A 20714-nucleotide genomic window follows, 5' to 3' on the forward strand; every position below is an offset into this window, starting at 1 on the left:
CTTCTACTAATACAGCCTATGGTTATAGTGTAGATAAAGAGGGTTATATGGGAGAAGACTTTAATGAGGCTGCAGGATTACCAAAAGATTTTAAGATACATAAATCTACTTTAGATGAGATAGAGAGAGTGGCTGAGAATAACTTTTATGATACAAAAACAAAAGAATGTCTAGGTGTGAATAAATATTATGATAATATAGATATGGCAAATACTATTAAACAATACTATAATCAATTTAATCAAATCATAAATCATACTTTTAACGATACCAATAAAACAAGTTTTAGTGAAGCAGATTTAAATAGTTTGCCTAAAGGATATAGTGTATCTGACACAAATAAAGATTTTGCTTCACTTGAAAGATTAGATACGCAAACCATAACAAATTATTACAACACCCAAGAACAATACGATGAAATGGAACAATTGGGAACGATTGCAAGTATTAGCTTAGGATTACAGCCATTAGATTTTACTCCTCAGAGCATGCAAACTCAAAATTTAGATCAAGATAGTGCAAGAGATACTTTTAATCCTGATATGTCATTTTATCCAAAAAATGAAGATGGAACTTATACTAAAGAAGACTTATTTATGAGTTTTTTAAAAGCTTCTGGCGGAGAAGTTTTAGCAGGTGGTGATACTAAAATTAACCCCATAATCCAATCTTTTAGAGAAGCTATGGCTAAAGAAAGCTTTGATGGATCATTAGCTTCCTTAGACGACATTATGACAGGCAAGGTTGATTTTGCAAGTTTATTAAAAGGCTATGCACAAGATGGTTGGTTTGACGCAGATATTTATGCAATGGAAAAAGGAATTAAATGGCAAAATCACATAGGTTATGGTGGAGCTTGGTTTGATAATCAGTTTAATCAAGCAAAAGCTAATGGCTGGAAAGCAAGTAGTGAAAGTATCAATTCTTTTGTTGGTTCTATAATGGATAGATTAAATAATCTCATAGGACAAACTAGGGTTTAAGATAATTTTCTAAGTTTAGCTATAAAAAATCCATCATAATCTGAATTTGGAATAATTCTCTTGCATTTTGAAATTTCTTGAAAAGACTCACTTCGCGCATCTTTTGCTATAACATGCTCTAAATTGATATCTAAAATTTCAAGTTTAAATTCGCTTTTTAAGGCATTTTCTATGACTTCTTCATTTTCTTCTTTGGTAAATGTACATGTACTATAAACAAGCTCTCCGCCCACTTTTAAAGCCTTTAATGCAGAATGCAAGAGCTTTTTTTGCGTTTTAGCTATATTTTTTATTTCTTTATAACTTTTTTCTAAATCAAAACCCATTTTTGCAAAAGTCGAGCACGGGGCATCAAGTAAAATTTTATCAAATTTTAAAGGGCATAATTTTCCTATTGTTTTACCATCTTTCATAAAGCATTTTGCATTTACTCCATAATTTTGAAGATTTTTTTGCAAAACAAAAAAACGATCCTTGCTGATTTCATTACAAGCTAAATAACCTGTATTTTGCATAAAATTAGCTAGATTAATGCTTTTGCCACCTGGAGCGGCACACATATCTAAAACACTTTCTCCCGCTTTTGCGTCCAAATTTAAAGCACATAAATAAGAGGAATAATTTTGTATGTAAAATTTAAATTCATTAAAAGCTTTCATAGAACTTAAAATATTTTTATCCTTAGCTTCAAACAAATAACAATATTCATTGATTTTTTTCCATTTTAGATGAGCTTTTAAAAAATCATTTTCTAATTCTTTAGCATCACACCTTAAAGAATTTAAAAAGACACAAATATTTTTTTCCTTTTCAAAAGAATTTAAAATTTGAACAAATTCTTTTTCTGTATAAAGAGTTTTGATTTTAGAGAGCAAAATAATCCCTTATCATAATAAAAGCCGCCAAAGAATCCAATTTTCCATCTTTTTTTCGAGTATTAGCCCTTTGAAATTTCAAAGCCTCTTTGCTTGTTCCACTTTCATCTACATAAATCACTTCTTTTTCAAATTCAAGCAAAGAAACAAAATGTTGGATGCGTCTTTGCATTTCATCTTCACTTGAACCTCCTTTTGGAATACCCACAATCAATAAAGAAATATCATATTCTTGTAAGATTTTTTTTATTTCTGTAGCGGCTTGATTGCGATTTTTTCTTATAACAGCATCAAGTGGAAGTGCTATTTTATCGATACAAAGTGCCACTCCAATGCGCTTTAAACCCACATCTAATGCCAACGCTCTCATTTTAAAACTCTTATCAATAAACCCTCGATAGAAATTTTACCCTCAAGTTCATATTCATAGACTTTTTCACCATAAAGCGCTAAAGCCTCATCGACGCTGACACCTTTTTTACAAAAATCCAAAAATTCATCTTGCTTATCTTCGCACACTTTTGCAAACTGGCCAACAAATTCTTTAAAATCATAAATTAATTCCGCTTTTTTCTCTTTCAAAAGTAAATTCGTCCCGCTACTTTCATTAATCCTATGAGGTAAAACGTATAAAGGTTTTTTTAATTCTAAAGCAAGTTTAGCACTTTGCATAGAGCCACTACTCATATCAGCTTGAGCAACAACTACAGCTTCACTTAAAGCGATAATCAAACGATTTCTAAGCAAAAAATCATATTTTTTAGGGATATAATTTTCTTCATATTCACTTAAAGCTAAGGCTTCTTGATACATTTGTTTGATAATTTTTTCATTGCTTTTTGGATAAATTTGATTCAAACCATTTGCAAAAATTCCTATCGTATAAGGCATAGCAGCGATACTTGCACTGATATCAACTCCCAAAGCCCCACCGCTTACAACACAAATTCCTGAATTTTTAAGCATATTTGCCAAAGAAAAAACGCAGTTTTTTGTATAAACACTCATTTTTCTTGAGCCAATGATGGCAATTTTACGCTTCCTTAAAAGCTCTAAATTTCCTTTATAGTAAAGTTTTTTTGGAGGTTTTTTTAAGTCTTTAAAAAGGTCTAAAAAATCATCGCTTAAAATTTTACTTTCCATAAATTTCACTCAAATATACTAACTCCACCTTAGCAAGTAAATCTTTACTCTCCTCTAAAGCTTTTAAGGTATTTTTTCTTGGATGACCAATTGCGATAGCAAATCCTTTTTTCCGTGCCAATCTTACAGCGCTTAAAAGCTGTTTTTTAACATAAGCTACATTATCTTCATTATCTAAAAAAATATCTCTTTGTATATAAACCATAGCTGTTTCTTTGGATGCTTTTAAAGCCTTAGAATTTCCTATAGTTTTAGAATCCACAAAAAGTAAATTCTGACTTTTTAAAGCCTCATAAAGATTTTTCATAGCCTTTTCATTGCTTGTAAATAAACTTCCGGTGTGGTTATTGATATATTTTAAATTTTTAAAATCTTTTTTAATCTGTGCGATTTTTTTAAAAATTCTTTCTTCGCTATCACTTGGATTTAAGGTATCAAGCTCTGGTTTATTGTAATGAATAGCAGCCAAAGGCAAATGCACCATATAAAAATTAAAATTAGAAGCTAATTTTGGAGTATTTGGATGATTTTTATCAGGTGGGAAAAAAGAAGGATTGAGTTTTAAATTTAAAGCTTTAAGATTTCTTACCTGACTCGCACTTGCCATATCATCGATAATAATAGCAAGTTTTGGAAGATGTTTGTCTTTTTTTTGTATCGTTTGGGTACTTAAATTTTGCTCAATAAGACTTGAATTATTTTCTAAAATAGTTGTGTTTTTTAAACTTAAATTATTATCATTATTTAAACTCAAATTGCTCTCTAAAGTGCTATTTTTTTCAAGGCTTACATTTTGTTCGATCATTTTTGTTAAATTGATATCATTATCGATTTTTTGCGCCTCTTGCTCTAAAATAGCTAAACTTTTATTTTTATCTTGATCATGAAAATCTTCAAACATTTCTATTTTATTTTGATTGTTATCCTCTAGTAAAATCAAATTTTCTTGTCGATCGTTGTTATTTTTAGCAAAATGATTTGTAGTATTTTTAAGTTCTTGATATTTTAATAAAATTCCTAAAGCCAAAGCTATACACAATAAAAAAAGTATAGCTATAATCAAAAATCTTTGTATTTGTGTTATTTTTTTCTTAAGCAAAATAAAATCTTATAATGAAGTATTTTTGTAAAAATTATTTTTTTTCAAATCACATTTTACTTGACAGACTTTGATAAAAAGATTATTCATTTATTTATCCCGTATTTTAAAATATCAATGGCAAGTATTATAACAATTAAAGTCTAAAATTCATATTTTTTTTATAAACTTTATGTAAAATTTCTTAAAAACTTACAAAAGTATATCAATGAAAGAATTTTTAAACAGCCTAAATTACGGAATAAATATCAATCAAGTTAATAATGAATACAAACAAATCATCAGAGAACTTCTAGCAAATCAAATCATTAAAGAATATAAAAATAAATTTTACCTCAACAATGGCTTTGCTTTTGGAGTTCTTGATATTTCAAGCAAGGGAACAGGATTTTTAGAATGCTTTGATGAGGGTTTTAAAAAAGATTTACTCATCGAAAATAAAAACTTAAAAGGTGCTAATTACAAAGATATCGTCGCTGTTAAACTCCTCCCTTTAAAGAGAAAACGACCTAGCGCTAAAGTTGTTTTAGTACTAAAACGTGCTAATGAAACTTCAATAGTCATCACCAAAAGATACGGAGAAGCCGTACTTGGAATGAATATCAAAACAGGCTTAAGCCTTGCTTTAAAAGCTTCACAAAAATCATTAAAAGCTCTACCCTTAGGGACAGTGCTAAAAATAGAAAATGAAAATAACAATATTATAGAAGTTTTAGGGCATATTGATGATGAAAATGTGGATGAGAAAATTTCTCTTGCTCTTTTTAATAAAAATAGCGAATTTAGCGATACTTGCATCAAAGAATCCCTAGCCAATGGTAATAGCGTTGATGCGAGCATGTATGAAAATAGAATTGATTTAAGATCTTTACCATTTTGCACCATAGACCCTATACACGCTAAAGATTTTGACGATGCTATTTATTTTGATGATAAAAAGCGAGAAATTTATGTGGCCATTGCAGACGTTAGCGAATACGTCTATGCTTATAGTGCTATAGATAAAGAAGCTAGAAATCGTGGATTTTCAATATACTTTCCACACATTGCCATTCCAATGCTACCTCGTGCTTTAAGTGAAAACATTTGCTCTTTAAAACCCTATGAAGATCGCCTAGCGTATTGTTTTAAAATCGTTTTAAATGAAAAAAATGAAGTTGTTAAAGAAGAACTTTTTGAAGCGATTATTAATTCTAAACGCCGTTTTAATTATGATGAAGTGGATGAAATTTTATCAAAAAAACCTGATTTAAAAGAACACAATTGGCTTTATAAACTTTTTGAAATCACACAAATTTTAAGAAAAAAACGCCTTAAAAATGCTTTTGAATTTCGAACCGAAGAATTAAGAATGGTTTTGGATAAAAATTTAAGCCTTGAAAGCACTTTTATAGAAAAGGATACTTTTTCTCACAATCTAATCGAAGATTGTATGCTTTTAGCTAATAAAGCAGCAGCAAAAATTTTAGAAGATGTGGGAATTTTTAGAAACCATTTAAGTGCTGATGCCAAAAAAATCGATAAACTTCTTAATGAATTAATCGAACTTGGCATTGATGTTAAATTAAAACCCAATCTTCCAGAACTCATACGCGATATCCAAGCTTTAGCAGATGAGTTAAATTTAAGAGCAGAAGTTGATAAGCTCATCATTAAAGCGCAAAAAAAAGCAGAATATTCTAGTGAAAATCAAGGCCATTTTGGCTTAGGGTTTGACAAGTATTCTCATTTTACAAGTCCGATTAGAAGATATTCTGATCTTATTTTACATCGTTTATTAAAAGCCAAACAAAAAAAAGATGAAAAGCTTTTTAATTATCTGCTTTTAAACATACAAAGCACTTGCGAAAGCCTTAGCACCCTTGAAAGAGAAGCCGATAAAGTTGCTTTTGATTTTATGGATAGAAAATTTGCAAGATGGGCTTTAAAAAATATAGGAAAATGCTTTCAAGCTTTAATCATTCAAAATGAAGGGGTGTGTATTGCTAAACTTGATGATGAAATTAAAGGAGCAGATATTATCCTTTACGATACCCGTGCTAATCTTTTGCAAAGGGTTGAAATTCAAATTATAGAAGCAGATATTGTCATGGCTAAAATTTATGGAAAAATTGTTGCTTGAGGTAAAAAATGTATAGAAAAGACTTGCAAACACTGCTTTTAAAAAATAATTTTCCTAATTTTTTCTTTTTATATGGAGCTGATAATTTCCAAATAGAATTATATGCCAATTTTATTAAGAAAAAATGGACTTATGATGAAACTTTAAAATTATTTTTTGAAGAATATCATTTTAATCAAGCCAGTGATTTTTTAAGCGGAGGTTCTCTTTTTAGCAACAACAAGCTTTTAGAATTAAAAATCAATAAAAAAATTCCCGCAAAAGAATTAAAAATTCTAGTCGAACTCTGCCACAATAATCAAAATAATTTTTTTCTTTTAGAACTTTATGATGAAAATTCCAAACAAAGTGATATAGAAAAAATTTTTACAAATAATTTTACGCGATTTTTTCAACCTAATAATGCAAAAGAAGGCATAGAACTTTTAGCAATGAAAGCAAAAGAACTTAATATAGAAATCACTCAAAATGCCTTGTTTATGCTATTTACAAATTTTAATGAAAATCTATATCTAGCAGCGAGTGAATTAAATAAATTTGCTAATTTAAGTGTAAGTGAAAAAGATATAGAGCAATACTGCTATAGCCTTAGTTCTGGAAATTTTGAAAGCTTTTTTGAATTGATTTTAAAAAGGCTAGATTTTAAAAATGAGCTTGAAAAAATCATAGAAAGCTATAATGAAATTGCATTGCTTAATTATCTAAGTGCTAGTTTTTATCGTCTTTTTAAAATCGCCATTTATGCAAAAATTTATGGAAAAGTGGATTTAAAAGAATTACTAGGCTACTCGCCTCCTCCTTTAATCGCCCAAAAATTAAGCCAACAAGCCTTTAGTATCAAAATAGAGCAATATAAAAATATTTTTGCTTTATTGCTTAAAAGTGAATATGAGTTAAAAACCAATTCTAAGTTAGCCAAAAAAGAATTTTTAATTTCAAATTTATTAGAACTTGGAAGAATCATGAAAACATAATCACTGCATTACTAATCGCATCAAATGCAAATCTTCACCTTGTGTGATCTTATAATCCAAACTCGAGCAATGCGGACACTTAAAAATATTTTCTTTTAAAATGCTTTTTTGATCACATTTTAAACATAAAATTTCAAGTGGGGCGATCTCTATCAAAAGTTTTGCATTTTTACAAAATTGTGAATTTTCCTTAAATGTTTCAAAACAACGCTTAAAAAGATCTACCTCAACTCCGCTTAAACGCCCGATATTGACATAAATTTCTTGTATATCTTTAGCATTATTAGCTAAAGCATTTTCTTCACAAAGATCGATTAAAGATTCCACTATGCTAAGTTCATGCATCAGCAAATTCTCGGTAAAAGCTCACCTTTTGGAGTCTCTAAAAAACGCTTAGCTCCAAAAGAATTTTGCAAAATCACACGAGAGGCTTTTTCTTCTAAAACTTCCCCTATGATATTTGCATTTTTATTATATTTTCTTAAAATCTCCAAGGCTTTTTTCTCATCTTCTTTTTCCACACAAAGAACAAAAGTGCCTTCATTTGCGAGTTCATACGCCTCATAACCAAAAAGCTCACAAAGTCCTAACACCTCATCTTGTATGATAATTTTTTCTTCAAAAATTAAAAAATCATTTCCACTTTGTTTTGCCCATTCATTTAAAACCGCACTCAAGCCCCCTCTAGTTGCATCACGCATAGCTACAACTTTTACATTATTTTCCAAAAGCTCTAAAACTTCTTCATTTAAAATCTTACAATCGCTTTTAATATTAGCTTCTAAATGATTTCTTTGTATCAAAACGCTCGCGCCATGCCTGCCTATATCTCCAGAAACCAACACACTAAGCCCTGCTTTTATATTTTTAGTTTCTTTTTTATCAAGGATTTCTCCTAAAGCTGTTGTGTTGATGTAAATTTCATCACCCTTGCCTTTTGGCACCACTTTAGTATCACCACACACAACTAAAACTCCAGCTTTAGAACACTCTTTTTGTATGCTTTGTAAAATTTTATTGAGTTTTTCTATTTCAAAACCTTCTTCTAAAATAAAAGCTAAACTAAGGTATTTTGGTTTAGCTCCAACCATCAAAACATCATTGATAGAACCACAAACACAAAGTTTGCCAATATTTATTTCATCATCTAAAAATATAGGATTTAAAACAAAAGAATCTGTGCTAAGGGCTAAATTTCCTAAAATTGCAGCATCATTTGCCGCATTTAAAATATCATTGTTAAAAATTTTAAAAATTCCACCCAAAAGCTCATTCATTTCTTCTCCGCCACCACCATGGGCTAAAGAAATATTTTTCATGCATTTACCTTTGAATATTTATAATAAGCCGCACACGCTCCTTCTCCTGAAACCATACAGCTACCTATAGGACTTCTTGGGGTACAAGCCTTGCCAAAAACTTTACAATCATAAGGCTTAGCCAAACCTCTTAAAATTTGACCACAAATACAAGCTTTACTTTCATTTTTACTTGACACTGCACAATCAAATCGCTTATTTGCATCAAAATCGCTAAATTCTTCCCTTAATCTTAATCCACCATTTTTAATAATTCCTAGGCCGCGAAATTCAAAATCGCAAGGTTCAAAATATTTTGTAACCAAATTTTGTGCTTTAATATTGCCTTTTTCACTCACGGCTCTTTTATACTGATTATATACCTCAAAAGTTCCTTTATTGATTTGTTTTACTATATTTAAAACACTCTCCATAATATCCACTGGCTCAAAGCCACTCACTGCTATAGGGGTTTTAAACTTAGTCGCTATAGGTTTATAAATTTCAAAACCTGTTATCACACTCACATGAGAAGGCCCTAAAAAAGCATTGATTTGCACATTTTCATCATCCATAATCGCTTCAATAGGTGCTGGAACAGTGATATGATTGATATGAAAAAAAACATTCTTTAAATTTAACTCTATCACTTTTTCAAGCAAAAGAGCACTCATAGGGGTTGTTGTCTCAAAACCTATGGCAAAAAAAATGATATTTTTATTTGGATTTTCTTTAGCAATTTCTAAAATTTCAAGCGGAGAATAAAGCGCTCTAACATCCGCTCCTTTTGCCCTTAAATCAATCAAAGAAAAATCACTCCCTGGCACCCTTAAAAGATCTCCTAAAGTACAAAAAATATTATCCTTCATGGAAGCTAATTTTATAGCAATATCAATACGATTTCTAGGCATAACACATACAGGGCAACCTGGACCATGGATAAAATTAATTTCTTTAGGCAAAATAGAAGGCAAGGCATATTTCATAATACTATGCGTATGTCCACCACAAATTTCCATAATATTAATAGGGTTTTTAATCTCTTTTTCTATTAATTTTTTTAAGGCTAAAATGCTTTGTTTGTCTCTAAATTCATCGATTAAATTCATTTAAACCCAAATCCCCTTCATCGGTATTAATTTCTCCATTATTCATTTTTTCTACAATTTCTTGATAAGTTTTTATACTTTCTAGGGCAGATTCTTTATCGATTTTTTCCATAGCAACGCCTACATGGATCAAAACAAAATCCCCTTTTTGCAAAGGCTCATCAATCAAATCTAAATTAACTTTTCTTTTAACGCCTAAGGTTTGCACGGTAGCATTATTTAATTCATCAATTTCTAAAATTTCAGATGGAATAGATAAACACATTAAAAAAGCTCCTTTTTTAATCTTAAAAACTTATACCAAAGTTCCATATTACTTCCATTTTTAGCATCTAAAACTATGATATCCGCTCTTGGATTTAATTCTTTAATCAACTTGCTTGCTTCTTTAATATCAAAATCAAAATGATGTGCTAAATCCGCTTTACTAATCAGCACCACATCAGCTTTTTTAAACATAACCGGATATTTTTGTGGCTTATCACTCCCTTCAGTCACTGAAAGCAAAACAACATTTAAATGCTCACCCAAATCATAACTTGCAGGGCAAACTAAATTACCCACATTTTCTATAAAAAGCAAATCCACATCATTAATCGCTAAGTGATGCAAGGCATCATGCACCATAAAAGCATCCAAATGACAACTTTGCCCAGTGGTGATTTGATAAGCCTTAGCGCCAACATTTTTAATTCTTTGTGCGTCATTATTGGTTTCTAAATCTCCCTCAATCACAGCAATTTTAATTTCATCTTTTAAAGCCTTGATTGTGCTTTCTAAAAGAGTAGTCTTGCCGCTTCCTGGAGAACTCATTAAATTGATACAAAGAGTATGCGCTTCATTGAAATGATTTCTATTATGCAAAGCCTGTTCATCGTTTTTACTTAAGATTTTAGAAATCACCTCTACTGTTTTACTTTCTTTTAAACTTGGATTTTCATGATGAAAAGAATTTTCTTTAGAATTTATAGAACAACCACAATCTTTACACATTTTTATTCCTTAAATAAATAATTATTCCATTGTATCCTTAAAAGTATTAAAATTTAATGAGTTTTTGGGTTAATTTTTATTTAAAAAATGTATCATTTGCCCTAAAGCTATAGAACTGTCATTGCAAGGATATTTTAAAGGCACAAAAAAGTCTAATTTTTTAGCTTTTAGAATTTCAAGTAAGGTTTTATTTTGAAAAACCCCGCCACTAAGCAATATTTTAAAATCATAATTTTGACTATAATTTATAATAAAATCAGCTAAACCATTAAGCATACCTGTAATGGCTTTGTTTTTTTCATCCCTTAAAGCCCCTAAAATCAATTCTTTAAAATTAATTTTTCCATTTTCAACATAAAGTCTATAGGAAAAATTCAAATCTTTTTGATAAAAACTTTCACACATAAGACCAATTTGTGCTTCATAAGAACTTTGATCCAAATCAAAAACCATAGCACCAAAAGCATCGATAATGCGTCCTAAAGAACTGGTTTTAAGGGTAGAATTTGCATAAATTTTTTTAAGATTTTCAAGCTTGACTTTTGGAATTTTAGCTAAAAAATCTTGAGCTAGATCTTCTAAATTATAGTGCCAAATCACACTTAAGGCTAAATTATATATATTTTTTATATCCGCATTGATTAATTTAAAATCATCAAAATGAGCAATTCTTTCATACTCTTTTAAATTAGCCACAAAAACTTCCCCACCCCAAATACTACCATCATCACCATAACCCGTTCCATCCCAAACAAACCCTAAAGCCTTTTCATCTTTGATAAATTTTTCTTGATATTCAAAATAAGCTGCACAAAAATGCGCATAATGATGCTGAATTTTAAAGGTTTGTTTAAAATCTTTTGCATATAAAAAATGCGGGTGTTTATCGCAAAGTACGGCATCAAATTTCAAATCATAACTTTTTTTAAAAAAATCCAAAAGTTTTGAAAATCTTTCATAGACATCAACACTTTTTAAATCTCCTATATAAGGAGAGATTAAAATTTTATTTTGATAAAAAATCACAAATTGGTTTTTAAGTTCCGAACCTAAAGCTAGATAAGTTTGATCGGATTTTAAATTTGTTTCTATATAGTAGGGATTTAAGCCTCTTGAAGTACGTAAAAACATAGCTTGATTGCCGATTAATTGAGCAATACTATCATCACTTGAGTTAAAAATTTCTCTATCATAATCCAAATAATAATCAAAAACTTTACCGAGTTTAGATCTTAAATTATCCTCATCTTTAATAATACTTTCGCCACTTAAATTTGCACTTGTGGCTACAAGAATGCCTTTAAAATACTCAAAAATCAAAAGATGCAAAGGAGTATAAGCAAGCATAATGCCTAATTTATCAATATCAGGTGCAATCAAAGCAAAGTTTTTTTTCGCTTTTAATATTACAATAGGCGCTAATGATCCGCTGATCAATCTTTCTTCTTCATTATTTAAAAATGCAAGTTCCTTGACATCTTTAATATCCTTGCACATTAAAGCAAAGGGTTTTTTAGGGCGATTTTTTCTTATTCTTAATTCTTCTAAGGCTTTTTCATTAAAGGCATCGCACATTAAATGAAAACCACCCATTCCTTTAATAGCAAGGATATTTCCTTGTTTTAAAAGTTTTGCACATTCTATAAAAGCATTTTCATCTGTAAATAAAATTTCACCTTGTCTATTTTTTAGATGCACTGAAATTTTACATTCAAAACAACTAATAGGTTGAGCATGAAAACGACGATTTGAAGGATTTTTATATTCTTTCTCGCAAAAATCACACATTTTAAATTTATCCATTGTAGTATTAACTCTATCATAAGGTAAATTTTTTATGATGCTAAAACGAGGCCCACAATGCGTACAAGTGATAAAAGGATAATGAAAACGCTTGTTATTTGGATCGTAAAATTCATTTTTGCATTCTTTGCAAAGTGCAAAATCACTCAACATAGGAGTTGTTCTTAAACTTTGTTTTGAAGGGGTAATGCAAAAATCATTATAAGCTTTTAAATCACATTCTAAAAGTTCGATTTTGTCTATTCTTGCAAGAGGTGGAGGATTGCTTTTTAACTGCTCTATAAATTCAAGACATTTTTTATGAGAACAATAAAGTAAAATTTCCACTCCAAAACCATCATTTTTAACTTCTCCTAAAAGTTGAAGTTTTAAGGCTAATTCATACACAAAAGGGCGAAATCCCACACCTTGGACTAAGCCCGAAATTTTGATTTTAAATCCTAAGTGGTGCATCGCTTAATTTACAATCTTTTAAATGTTTTAAAGTATTTCTAAGTAAAGACTTATGCTCAAACAAAGATCCACTGACTACAGCTATTTTAGCTTGATTTTTTGATCTTAATTCATCATACACATCACGTAAAAAATAACTCAAACTCTCCACAGCCCCATAAGCGATATTAGTGCTATCAACTCCAGCAAGCATAAAACTCATAGCAGATCGTAAAGTTCTTGTATAATCAAAGCTTTTATCTTCTTTTAAACGATAATCTATCTTAACTCCGCGAGGCATTTTAGTTTCATCGGCTATTTTTAAAAGTTTTTCTCCAGCTTTATAAAATTCTTCATCTAAATTTAAAATTCTACCCAAAATACAAAATAAAGAATAAAAATTATTTTTTAAAGTAAAATCTTCATTTAAAAGTGGAAATTCTTTTGAAAAATTAGCTAAAAGCTTAGCTCCAATCTCATCTTTTTCAATTTCTTCATAAAGCTTTTTAAAACTTTTAGGCAAATCAAGTTTTAATAAATTTAACTCCTTATTAACAAGCAAAATATCTTCATATTCTTTGCTCAATTCCAAAAGAAAAACTTCTTGCTTAAAACTGCTTAGTATATAAGAAATTCTTGCCATATTTTTATCTTCTTTAGACAAAATAAGCTCTCTTGCTTTATAATTTATAAATTCTAAGCCTTGCAAAATTACAACTTTTTCATCACAATTCATCACTTCAAAATCTTGCTTTTTTTCTTCAGTTTTTACAACACTTAAAAAAGAAAAATCTTGCTTATAAAGCTCGCAACATAAAGCAAACGTAAAGAGATCTTGCGCTAACATTAGTTTAAATTCATTGAAATTTAAATTATATTTTTTTCTAAATATAGCATTTAATCTTAATTTAATTAAAGGCTTTTCCAAACTCGCAAGAAGTTTTAAATTTTCTTGCGAACAAACAAAAATCATCTGTATAGATTTTATATCACAAGGTATTAAAAAATCACATTCAAATTTCTCATCAAAAAGACTGATTTTATAATTTCCTTTATGGTTTTTTAGATAAATTTCTTCTTTATTGACTAATTTTTCAAAGGCTTTTTGTAAAAATGCATCAAAATTAACTTGATCTATTTTTTCAAAATAAAATCCATCCAATGAAATTTCATTCTCGCAAAACACACCCCATTCATTATTTAAGAGTTCTTTTTTTTCTACATAGGCACTAGAATTTAAATGAGTAAGATAAGAAAACTTTTCGCAATGTTTAAAATCTTGATTATAATCATTTAATTTTTCAGCTGATCTTACATCAAATTTTTTCAAAAAAACACTATTGCTTATGCCTTTTAGATTTTCACAAAAAGCAGACAATTCATTTTCATTACCCTCAATTTGCAATAAAATTTTATCTTCTTTTTGATTTAAGCTGTATTTATAATCCTTAGCATAAAAATTTAAAAGATAAGCAAAATAATCATTATTCCCAAAATATTCAAATTCAAATTCCAAAATCAATTTCAATCCTTCAAATGTAAAAAATTATAACAAAAAAAATCAATCTTATTTATAAAGTTTAAATTCTTTTTCCCTTTCTCTAAAATCCTCCATATAAAATGCCAAAAAATTATAAAAATCTTGACCATGATTAGGGTATTTCAAATGTGTTATTTCATGCAAAATAACGTATTCTATAGCCTTTAAGCTTTTTTCCAAAAGCTTTAAATTTAAATTAATATAACCTTTTTTATGATTGCAAGAGCCCCAACGCGTTTTCATTTTCTTAACACTTAAATGTGTATAACTAAGCTTAGTTTTTTGAGTCCATTTTTTAAGATAAAAAAGAAAAATAATTTTTGAATTTTTCCTTAAAAACGACTCAAATTCCAATTTTGAAGGAGTATAAATTTCATTTTTTAAAATTTTTGTTTTAAAGAGATTTTCTTTTAAAACCAATCGATATTTTTTACCTAAAAAATAAACTTGATCCGCTTCATTAACCTTATTTTTAAAATTAAGCCACGTTTTTTTAATCCAATCCTCATGCTTGATTAAAAATTTTTCAATATCTTCTAAAGTATAATAATAAGGCAAACTTAAATGAAATTCACCTTTTTCATTTAACCTTAAATATACATTTTTAATGGATTTTTTTTGATAAAAAAATATCCAATCCTTCCAAGAAAATTCCTTTATACTACAGCTTTTCCTTGCCATCTTTTACTCTTCCATCTATAGGCATTAACAAGCCCTCTTAAAGATTCATCCGCACAATAACCTATCCAAATTCCCAAAATTCCAAGATTATAATGAAAACAAAGTATATATCCCACAGGCAAAGAAACCCCTAACATAAATACCATACCACTAAAAAATGGAAATCTAGCATCTCCACTCGCCCTTAAAGCATTAACCATTACTATATTAAAAGTTCTTGAAATTTCAAGAAAAATAGAAAGAGTAAATAAAGGAAGCATAATTTCTCTAAGTTCTTCTTCCAAATCTAAAAGATTCATGGTAACATTTTTTAAAAAATAATGGCACAACACCACTACAATCGTAACCATAACACTAAAATAAAGTGCCTTCCAAGTATGTTTATAAGCTATATTTTCATATTTTGCACCGACTAACTTTCCCACGATGATCTCATTAGCTACACTCATGGCAATTCCCACCATCATAATCAATAAAGATAATTGAAAATAAATCGTTTGGACACTAAGATTTTCTTTTCCAAGACTAGCAACAAAGCTAAAACTAATGATATATTGACTGATCCAAATGAGATTTTCTCCCGCAGAAAAACCTCCTATGCTAAAAACTTTTTTTAGCACCTCTTTTTCAAAGCTAAGCATTTCTTTTATTTTCAAATGAATTTTAAGCTTATAAGTTACGATTAAAAACATAGCGATTATAGCAACAATCCTTGCTATGATATTACTAATCCCCACTCCAAAAAGTTCTAGCTCTGTAAAATGAAGCACGTAAAAATTTCCAACGACGATAATTAAATTCATCATAATGCCCACCATCATAACCCAATAGGCTATATTATAAACTCTAATAATCGCTGAAAGTATCAAGCCAACTGCATCAAAAACAAGGCAGATAGCAAGCATATCAAGATAAATTTGACTGTCTTTGAGTAATTCTTTAGGTATATTTAAGAGATTGAGCAAAAGTTCACTTTGCCATAAAATAAAACTCCCGCAAACCAAACCGACAAGCAAATTTAAAAACAAACTTTGATGGATAACTTTTCTAGCTAATATAGTATCTTTTGCTCCGATCGCTTGAGCAACAACAACACTGCATCCCACACTTAAAAAACTAAAAACGGTGATAAATAAATCGATAATCTCATTACCAGCCCCCATGGCTCCAACTAAATCATTAGAATAATGAGACACCATAGCAGTATTAGCAATAATACTTAAAAATCTAAAAAATAAATCCCAAAAAATAGGAACGCTAAGTCTTGATAAAGAAAGTCTTTTTTTTGCCATAGAATTTCACCTTGAAAAACTAAAAATTTTATCAAAACATTTCTTAAATTTTTAAAATTGTTTTTTATTAAAAATATAAAATTTTCATTTAAAATAAATTTATTAGTTTATTTTTTACCAAATTTTTACTTAATTTAGATATATTTAAAAAAATATATAAATAAGGAGATTTGATGCTTTCAAAAGAAGTAGTAAGATTGCTTAATGAGCAAGTCAATAAAGAAATGTATGCGGCTAATTTGTATTTGAGTATGAGTTCTTGGTGCTATGAAAATAGTTTTGATGGTGCGGGAGCGTTTTTGTTTGCCCATGCTAGCGAAGAAAGTGAACACGCAAAAAAACTCATCACTTATCTTAATGAAACCGATTCTCACGTTGAACTTAAAGAAGTAAAACAACCCGAACAAAATTTCAGCTCTTTGCTTGATGTGTTTGAAAAAACATACGCCCATGAACAAAGCATTACAAAATCAATCAATGAGCTAGTAGAACATATGCTTGCCAATAAAGACTATTCTACTTTTAATTTCCTACAATGGTATGTAAGCGAACAGCACGAAGAAGAAGCGCTTTTCCGTGGTATAGTGGATAAAATCAAACTCATTGGCGAAAGTGGCAATGGCTTGTATTTAGCAGATCAATATATTAAAAGTATTGCTCTTAAAAAATAGTTTTTATTAAAAACCAAACTTAATATGACTTATTTTTCTTTAGAATTTAGTATTTTAATGATGGCATTTTTTGCCATCTATTGGTTATTTTATGACAATTACAAAATACAAAATATTTTAATTTTAACCTTTTCTTATCTGATTTATTTTTTAATCAACCCCTATTTTGCTTTAATTTTATTTGTATATACTTTTTTTATACATTATTTTTCCTTACTGATTTTTGTCCGAAAAAAACGCTATGTTTTTATGACTTGTATCGCCTTTGTTATTTTAAATTTATGCTTTTTCAAATATTTTTCAAGCCTTAAAGCAAGTTTTGATTCTATGATGGAATTTTTTGGTCTTGATTTTATTGATTTGGATGTTTTATTTCCTATGGGGATTAGTTTTTATACCTTTGCTTCAATCACTTATCTTTTAGAAGTCTATAAAAAACGCCGTTTAGAAAGCTTTTTAAATTTAGCCCTATTTTTATCTTTTTTTCCTACCCTCCTTTCAGGTCCAATTATGCGGAGTTCTTTTTTCTTTGAACAAAGTCATCGTAAAAGAGAATTTAAAAATGAAAATTTAATTATTACTTTATTGATTTTTGGAATCGTAAAAAAAGTACTTATAGCTAATTATCTAGGAAATTATGCTGAACACATTCTTGATTTTCCACAATCTTATAATTTTATACAACTTTTAAGTGCTATTTATGCTTACGCTATACAAATTTATTGCGATTTTAGCGGCTATATTGATTTAGTATGTGCTTTTGCTCTCATGCTAGGTTTTAATCTTCCGCCAAATTTTAACATGCCTTATTTATCTAAAAATCTCAAAGAATTTTGGTCAAGATGGCATATAAGCCTTTCAACTTTCATAAGGGATTATATTTATATCCCTTTAGGTGGTAACAAAAAAGGTAAAGCAAGAACTATTTTAAATCTCCTTATTGCTTTTATACTTTCTGGAATATGGCATGGCAATACTTTAACATTTTTAATTTGGGGTTTGCTACACGGCATAGGCGTTGCCTTTTTACATATACTTGCTTTAACAAAAATAAATTTGCAAAAAATTCCAGCACTTGGAAGATTTTTAACCTTTCAGTTTGTATGTTTTACTTGGATTTTCTTTTATTACAATAAAAGCTTAGATGATGCTATGGAATATTTTAAAGCATGTTATAATAATTTTTCACATATACCGAGTTATCAAGATATTTACATTCTTACAAGTTTTGCCGTTATTTTTCTTATCTATCCTTTATTTATCAATTTTAGAGCTTATTGTGTAAAAATTTTAGATTTAACGCCTTTTTTATTAAAACCTTTTATTATCACTTTTATTTTATTATTGATATTTACGTTTATGCCTGATGGTATTCCTAATTTTATTTATTCGAGTTTTTAATGAAAGTTGCTAAATTTTTATTTATTTTAATAACAGTATTTGTTTTAGTCGTAATTGTTATGAATCAAAGCATCAGTTCATATATAGAACAAAGATATCACTTTAGCTTTTATCCGCAAAATACCATTTTAAAAGAAGGTAACAAATTAAAAACAAAATTAGAACAAATTCATACCGTTTTAAGCACAGAAAATACCCCTAAGGTTGCCTATGCTAATTATCAAGTTATAAAAGATATTAGCGAAGAAGATACAAATCTTAGCAACAATCCAGAAACAAAAGAGCAACCCCAACAAGAGCAAAATTTAAGCTCTTTTGAAGAACAAAACACAACTATTTTAACCGATGATGATACAAAATTAATAGTCGATCCGAGTAAAGAATTTTTATTTATGGGTGATTCCTTGATGCAAGGAGTTGCAATGAATCTTAATAAAAATTTAAGCAATCTAGGCATAAAAACAGAAGATCTAAGCAAACAAAACACGGGACTTTCTTACAAATCCTATTTCAATTGGGCAAAAACCATAGAAAATGCATTTTTAACAAATTCAAATATCAAATACCTTGTCGTGCTGTTAGGTCCAAATGATCCTTGGGATATTAGAAAAGGTAAAAATTATCTTCGTTTTGGCACCCCAGCTTGGAAAGAAATTTACACGGCTAGAGTGGATGAAATCATACAAATAGCTCAAAAATATAAGGTTAAAATTTTATGGTTTGAAGTCCCACCGGTAAAAAAAGATAGTCTTAATGATAAAATTCAAATTTTAAATGAAATTTATCGTCAAGAAGTTCTTAAAAATAAAGAAATTTTTATCGATACAAAATCATCTTTTAGTTTCAATGATCGATATTCTACTTATATTAAAAATGAAAACAATAAAACCATAAAAGTAAGAACTGATGATGGCATTCATTTTACAATGAGTGGCGCTAAAATTATGTCTAAACTTTTATTAAAACACTTAATTATCAAGGATCAAAATGTCAGCAAATAAAATAAAATTATTTTTATTTTTATTTTTATTTACCAATTTATTTGGATCTACCAATGATCTTATAGATAAAATTCTTATACAAAGCAAAAATCACTCCGCGCTAACAAGCTATGTTCCCAAAAAAGATTTGAAAAAAATTGAAAAAAAATTAAAAAGTGAAAACAATATAGGCATTAGAATTTTTGGCGACTCTCACATCGCAGCTGACTTTTTTCCAAGAGTGCTTAGAGGATATCTTATAAAATCAAACTCTATAGGATTTGCTCATGCTCTTCAACCTAAATATCAGCAAAATTTAAATCTTAAATACTCTTATAAAAATTTTGAAATTTTAAATTCTAAAAATCCAAAAAATGCAAAACTAAATTTCCCATTAGGTGGTATCATAGCAAAGGCTAAAGATAAAAATGCAAAAATCAACATCGATACAACCTTAAACAAAAAAAAATTCGAAGTAGGTTTTTTATTTAAAGCTGAACACAATAGCAATGCCTTCAATATCAAAGACGCAAGGGGTAAAAATTTCTACCTACGCTCTTTTAAAAATAACAAGTGGTCTTATAAAAAACTTGAATTAACCTTTCCTTTGGAAATTACAGCTTTGCAAAAAAATGCCGAGCTTGGCGGATATTTCATAACCAATAAAAACAATAACAATTTTTTAGATACCATCGCTATAAATGGCGCCAAAAGCGATATTTGGCTTTCTTGGAATCCTTTAGTGGTTAAAAATGAATTAAAACTTTTAAATAGCGATCTCATTATACTTGCTTATGGATCAAATGACGCACTTTTTCAAGGCTTTGAAAAACAAACTTTTAAAAATAATCTCAAGCATTGGATTAAAACGCTTAAAAGTTACAATAAAAATGCTATCATTATGCTGATATCACCTCCTATTGTAACCTACAAAAAAAATCAAACTTATGAACTAGCACCTAATTTTTTTACCATAAGAAAAGCACTTTATGAAGTTGCAAAAGAAGAAAAAACCTTTATTTTTGACATGTATAAATTTATGCAAGATACAGGAGGTAAAAATAAATGGATCGAACAAAAACTTTCTTTAAAAGATGTTCATTTAACTATAAAAGGCTATGAATTGATGGCTAAAAAAATGCTAGAAGATTTAAAAAAATACATCCACTATTAAACCACTTTCAAAAAAATAATAAAATTTATTTATCCATAATAATAAAAAATTTTAATTTGATAATTTCAATTATAATTTATTATAATTACAATTATTTTTAATAATAATATAAATTATTTTTAAAGATAAACTTTTAAATTGGGG

At 28.8% G+C, this 20714-nt stretch carries 20 protein-coding genes; 7 read left to right on the forward strand and 13 right to left on the reverse strand.

The genetic code is table 11. The annotated features are described in order from the left end of the window. A partial coding sequence (locus H2279_RS07525) for a Cj0814 family flagellar-dependent secreted protein (RefSeq protein ID WP_337196133.1) occupies positions 1-983 on the forward strand: 983 nt, incomplete at its 5' end. Here the strand turns inward: H2279_RS07525 and H2279_RS07530 are convergent. The 4 genes from H2279_RS07530 to H2279_RS07545 are packed head-to-tail and all read right to left on the reverse strand — an operon-like array spanning position 980 to position 4100. Next, positions 980-1858 (reverse strand): RsmB/NOP family class I SAM-dependent RNA methyltransferase, encoded by an 879-nt coding sequence (locus H2279_RS07530; RefSeq protein WP_337196134.1) that lies wholly within the window; start codon positions 1856-1858, stop codon positions 980-982. The genes H2279_RS07525 and H2279_RS07530 overlap by 4 nt on opposite strands. Next, positions 1848-2228, reverse strand: a complete 381-nt coding sequence (gene ruvX, locus H2279_RS07535; protein WP_337196135.1) for a Holliday junction resolvase RuvX — start codon at positions 2226-2228, stop codon at positions 1848-1850. Before ruvX ends, H2279_RS07530 begins: the two co-directional genes overlap by 11 nt. After that, positions 2225-3001, reverse strand: a complete 777-nt coding sequence (locus H2279_RS07540; RefSeq protein WP_337196136.1) for a DNA-processing protein DprA — start codon at positions 2999-3001, stop codon at positions 2225-2227. The genes ruvX and H2279_RS07540 overlap by 4 nt, the downstream gene beginning before the upstream one ends. Then, positions 2991-4100 (reverse strand): divergent polysaccharide deacetylase family protein, encoded by a 1110-nt coding sequence (locus tag H2279_RS07545; protein ID WP_337196137.1) that lies wholly within the window; start codon positions 4098-4100, stop codon positions 2991-2993. Before H2279_RS07545 ends, H2279_RS07540 begins: the two co-directional genes overlap by 11 nt. Before the next feature lie 208 nt (positions 4101-4308). On the opposite strand from H2279_RS07545, the gene H2279_RS07550 reads away from it, so the two are divergent. Further along, on the forward strand, positions 4309-6222 hold the full coding sequence (locus H2279_RS07550; RefSeq protein ID WP_337196138.1) for a ribonuclease R family protein: 1914 nt from the start codon (positions 4309-4311) through the stop codon (positions 6220-6222). 8 nt (positions 6223-6230) lie between these two features. Further along, complete coding sequence (locus H2279_RS07555) at positions 6231-7196, forward strand: DNA polymerase III subunit delta (RefSeq protein WP_337196139.1); 966 nt, start codon at positions 6231-6233, stop codon at positions 7194-7196. On the opposite strand, the gene hypA is transcribed toward H2279_RS07555, so the two are convergent. The 9 genes from hypA to H2279_RS07600 all read right to left on the reverse strand — a co-directional run bounded on the left by hypA (position 7197) and on the right by H2279_RS07600 (position 16344). Further along, entirely contained in the window at positions 7197-7541 is a 345-nt protein-coding gene (gene hypA, locus H2279_RS07560; protein ID WP_137624221.1) for a hydrogenase maturation nickel metallochaperone HypA, read from the reverse strand. Further along, positions 7541-8515 (reverse strand): hydrogenase expression/formation protein HypE, encoded by a 975-nt coding sequence (gene hypE / locus H2279_RS07565; protein WP_337196140.1) that lies wholly within the window; start codon positions 8513-8515, stop codon positions 7541-7543. The genes hypA and hypE overlap by 1 nt, the downstream gene beginning before the upstream one ends. Further along, positions 8512-9603 carry a hydrogenase formation protein HypD gene (hypD, locus tag H2279_RS07570; protein WP_337196141.1) on the reverse strand — a complete coding sequence of 364 codons (1092 nt, stop codon included), beginning with the start codon at positions 9601-9603 and terminating at the stop codon, positions 8512-8514. The genes hypE and hypD overlap by 4 nt, the downstream gene beginning before the upstream one ends. After that, positions 9587-9868 (reverse strand): HypC/HybG/HupF family hydrogenase formation chaperone, encoded by a 282-nt coding sequence (locus H2279_RS07575; protein ID WP_137624224.1) that lies wholly within the window; start codon positions 9866-9868, stop codon positions 9587-9589. Before H2279_RS07575 ends, hypD begins: the two co-directional genes overlap by 17 nt. Continuing rightward, a complete protein-coding gene (gene hypB / locus H2279_RS07580) occupies positions 9868-10596 on the reverse strand; it encodes a hydrogenase nickel incorporation protein HypB (RefSeq protein WP_337196142.1) in 729 nt (242 codons plus the stop codon). The genes H2279_RS07575 and hypB overlap by 1 nt, the downstream gene beginning before the upstream one ends. A gap of 69 nt (positions 10597-10665) precedes the next feature. Further along, on the reverse strand, positions 10666-12852 hold the full coding sequence (gene hypF, locus H2279_RS07585; protein ID WP_337196143.1) for a carbamoyltransferase HypF: 2187 nt from the start codon (positions 12850-12852) through the stop codon (positions 10666-10668). Continuing rightward, complete coding sequence (locus H2279_RS07590; protein WP_137624227.1) at positions 12833-14353, reverse strand: hypothetical protein; 1521 nt, start codon at positions 14351-14353, stop codon at positions 12833-12835. Before H2279_RS07590 ends, hypF begins: the two co-directional genes overlap by 20 nt. 45 nt (positions 14354-14398) lie before the next feature. Continuing rightward, positions 14399-15052: a M48 family metallopeptidase gene (locus tag H2279_RS07595; protein WP_137624228.1), complete on the reverse strand. Its 654-nt coding sequence runs from the start codon at positions 15050-15052 to the stop codon at positions 14399-14401. Further along, entirely contained in the window at positions 15028-16344 is a 1317-nt protein-coding gene (locus tag H2279_RS07600; RefSeq protein ID WP_137624229.1) for an MATE family efflux transporter, read from the reverse strand. Before H2279_RS07600 ends, H2279_RS07595 begins: the two co-directional genes overlap by 25 nt. 173 nt (positions 16345-16517) lie before the next feature. On the opposite strand from H2279_RS07600, the gene ftnA reads away from it, so the two are divergent. From ftnA to H2279_RS07620, 4 genes are read left to right on the forward strand one after another with little or no spacing between them, the layout of a single operon-like run. Beyond that, positions 16518-17015, forward strand: a complete 498-nt coding sequence (gene ftnA / locus H2279_RS07605; protein WP_137624230.1) for a non-heme ferritin — start codon at positions 16518-16520, stop codon at positions 17013-17015. A 24-nt stretch (positions 17016-17039) separates the two neighbouring features. Continuing rightward, positions 17040-18416 (forward strand): MBOAT family O-acyltransferase, encoded by a 1377-nt coding sequence (locus H2279_RS07610; RefSeq protein ID WP_337196144.1) that lies wholly within the window; start codon positions 17040-17042, stop codon positions 18414-18416. Then, entirely contained in the window at positions 18416-19417 is a 1002-nt protein-coding gene (locus H2279_RS07615) for an SGNH/GDSL hydrolase family protein (protein WP_337196145.1), read from the forward strand. Before H2279_RS07610 ends, H2279_RS07615 begins: the two co-directional genes overlap by 1 nt. Further along, a complete protein-coding gene (locus tag H2279_RS07620; protein ID WP_337196146.1) occupies positions 19404-20570 on the forward strand; it encodes a GDSL-type esterase/lipase family protein in 1167 nt (388 codons plus the stop codon). The genes H2279_RS07615 and H2279_RS07620 overlap by 14 nt, the downstream gene beginning before the upstream one ends. Positions 20571-20714 lie beyond the last annotated feature (144 nt).

This window comes from Campylobacter sp. B0100352/1, from assembly GCF_020135855.1.
GTDB lineage: Bacteria > Campylobacterota > Campylobacteria > Campylobacterales > Campylobacteraceae > Campylobacter_D > Campylobacter_D taeniopygiae.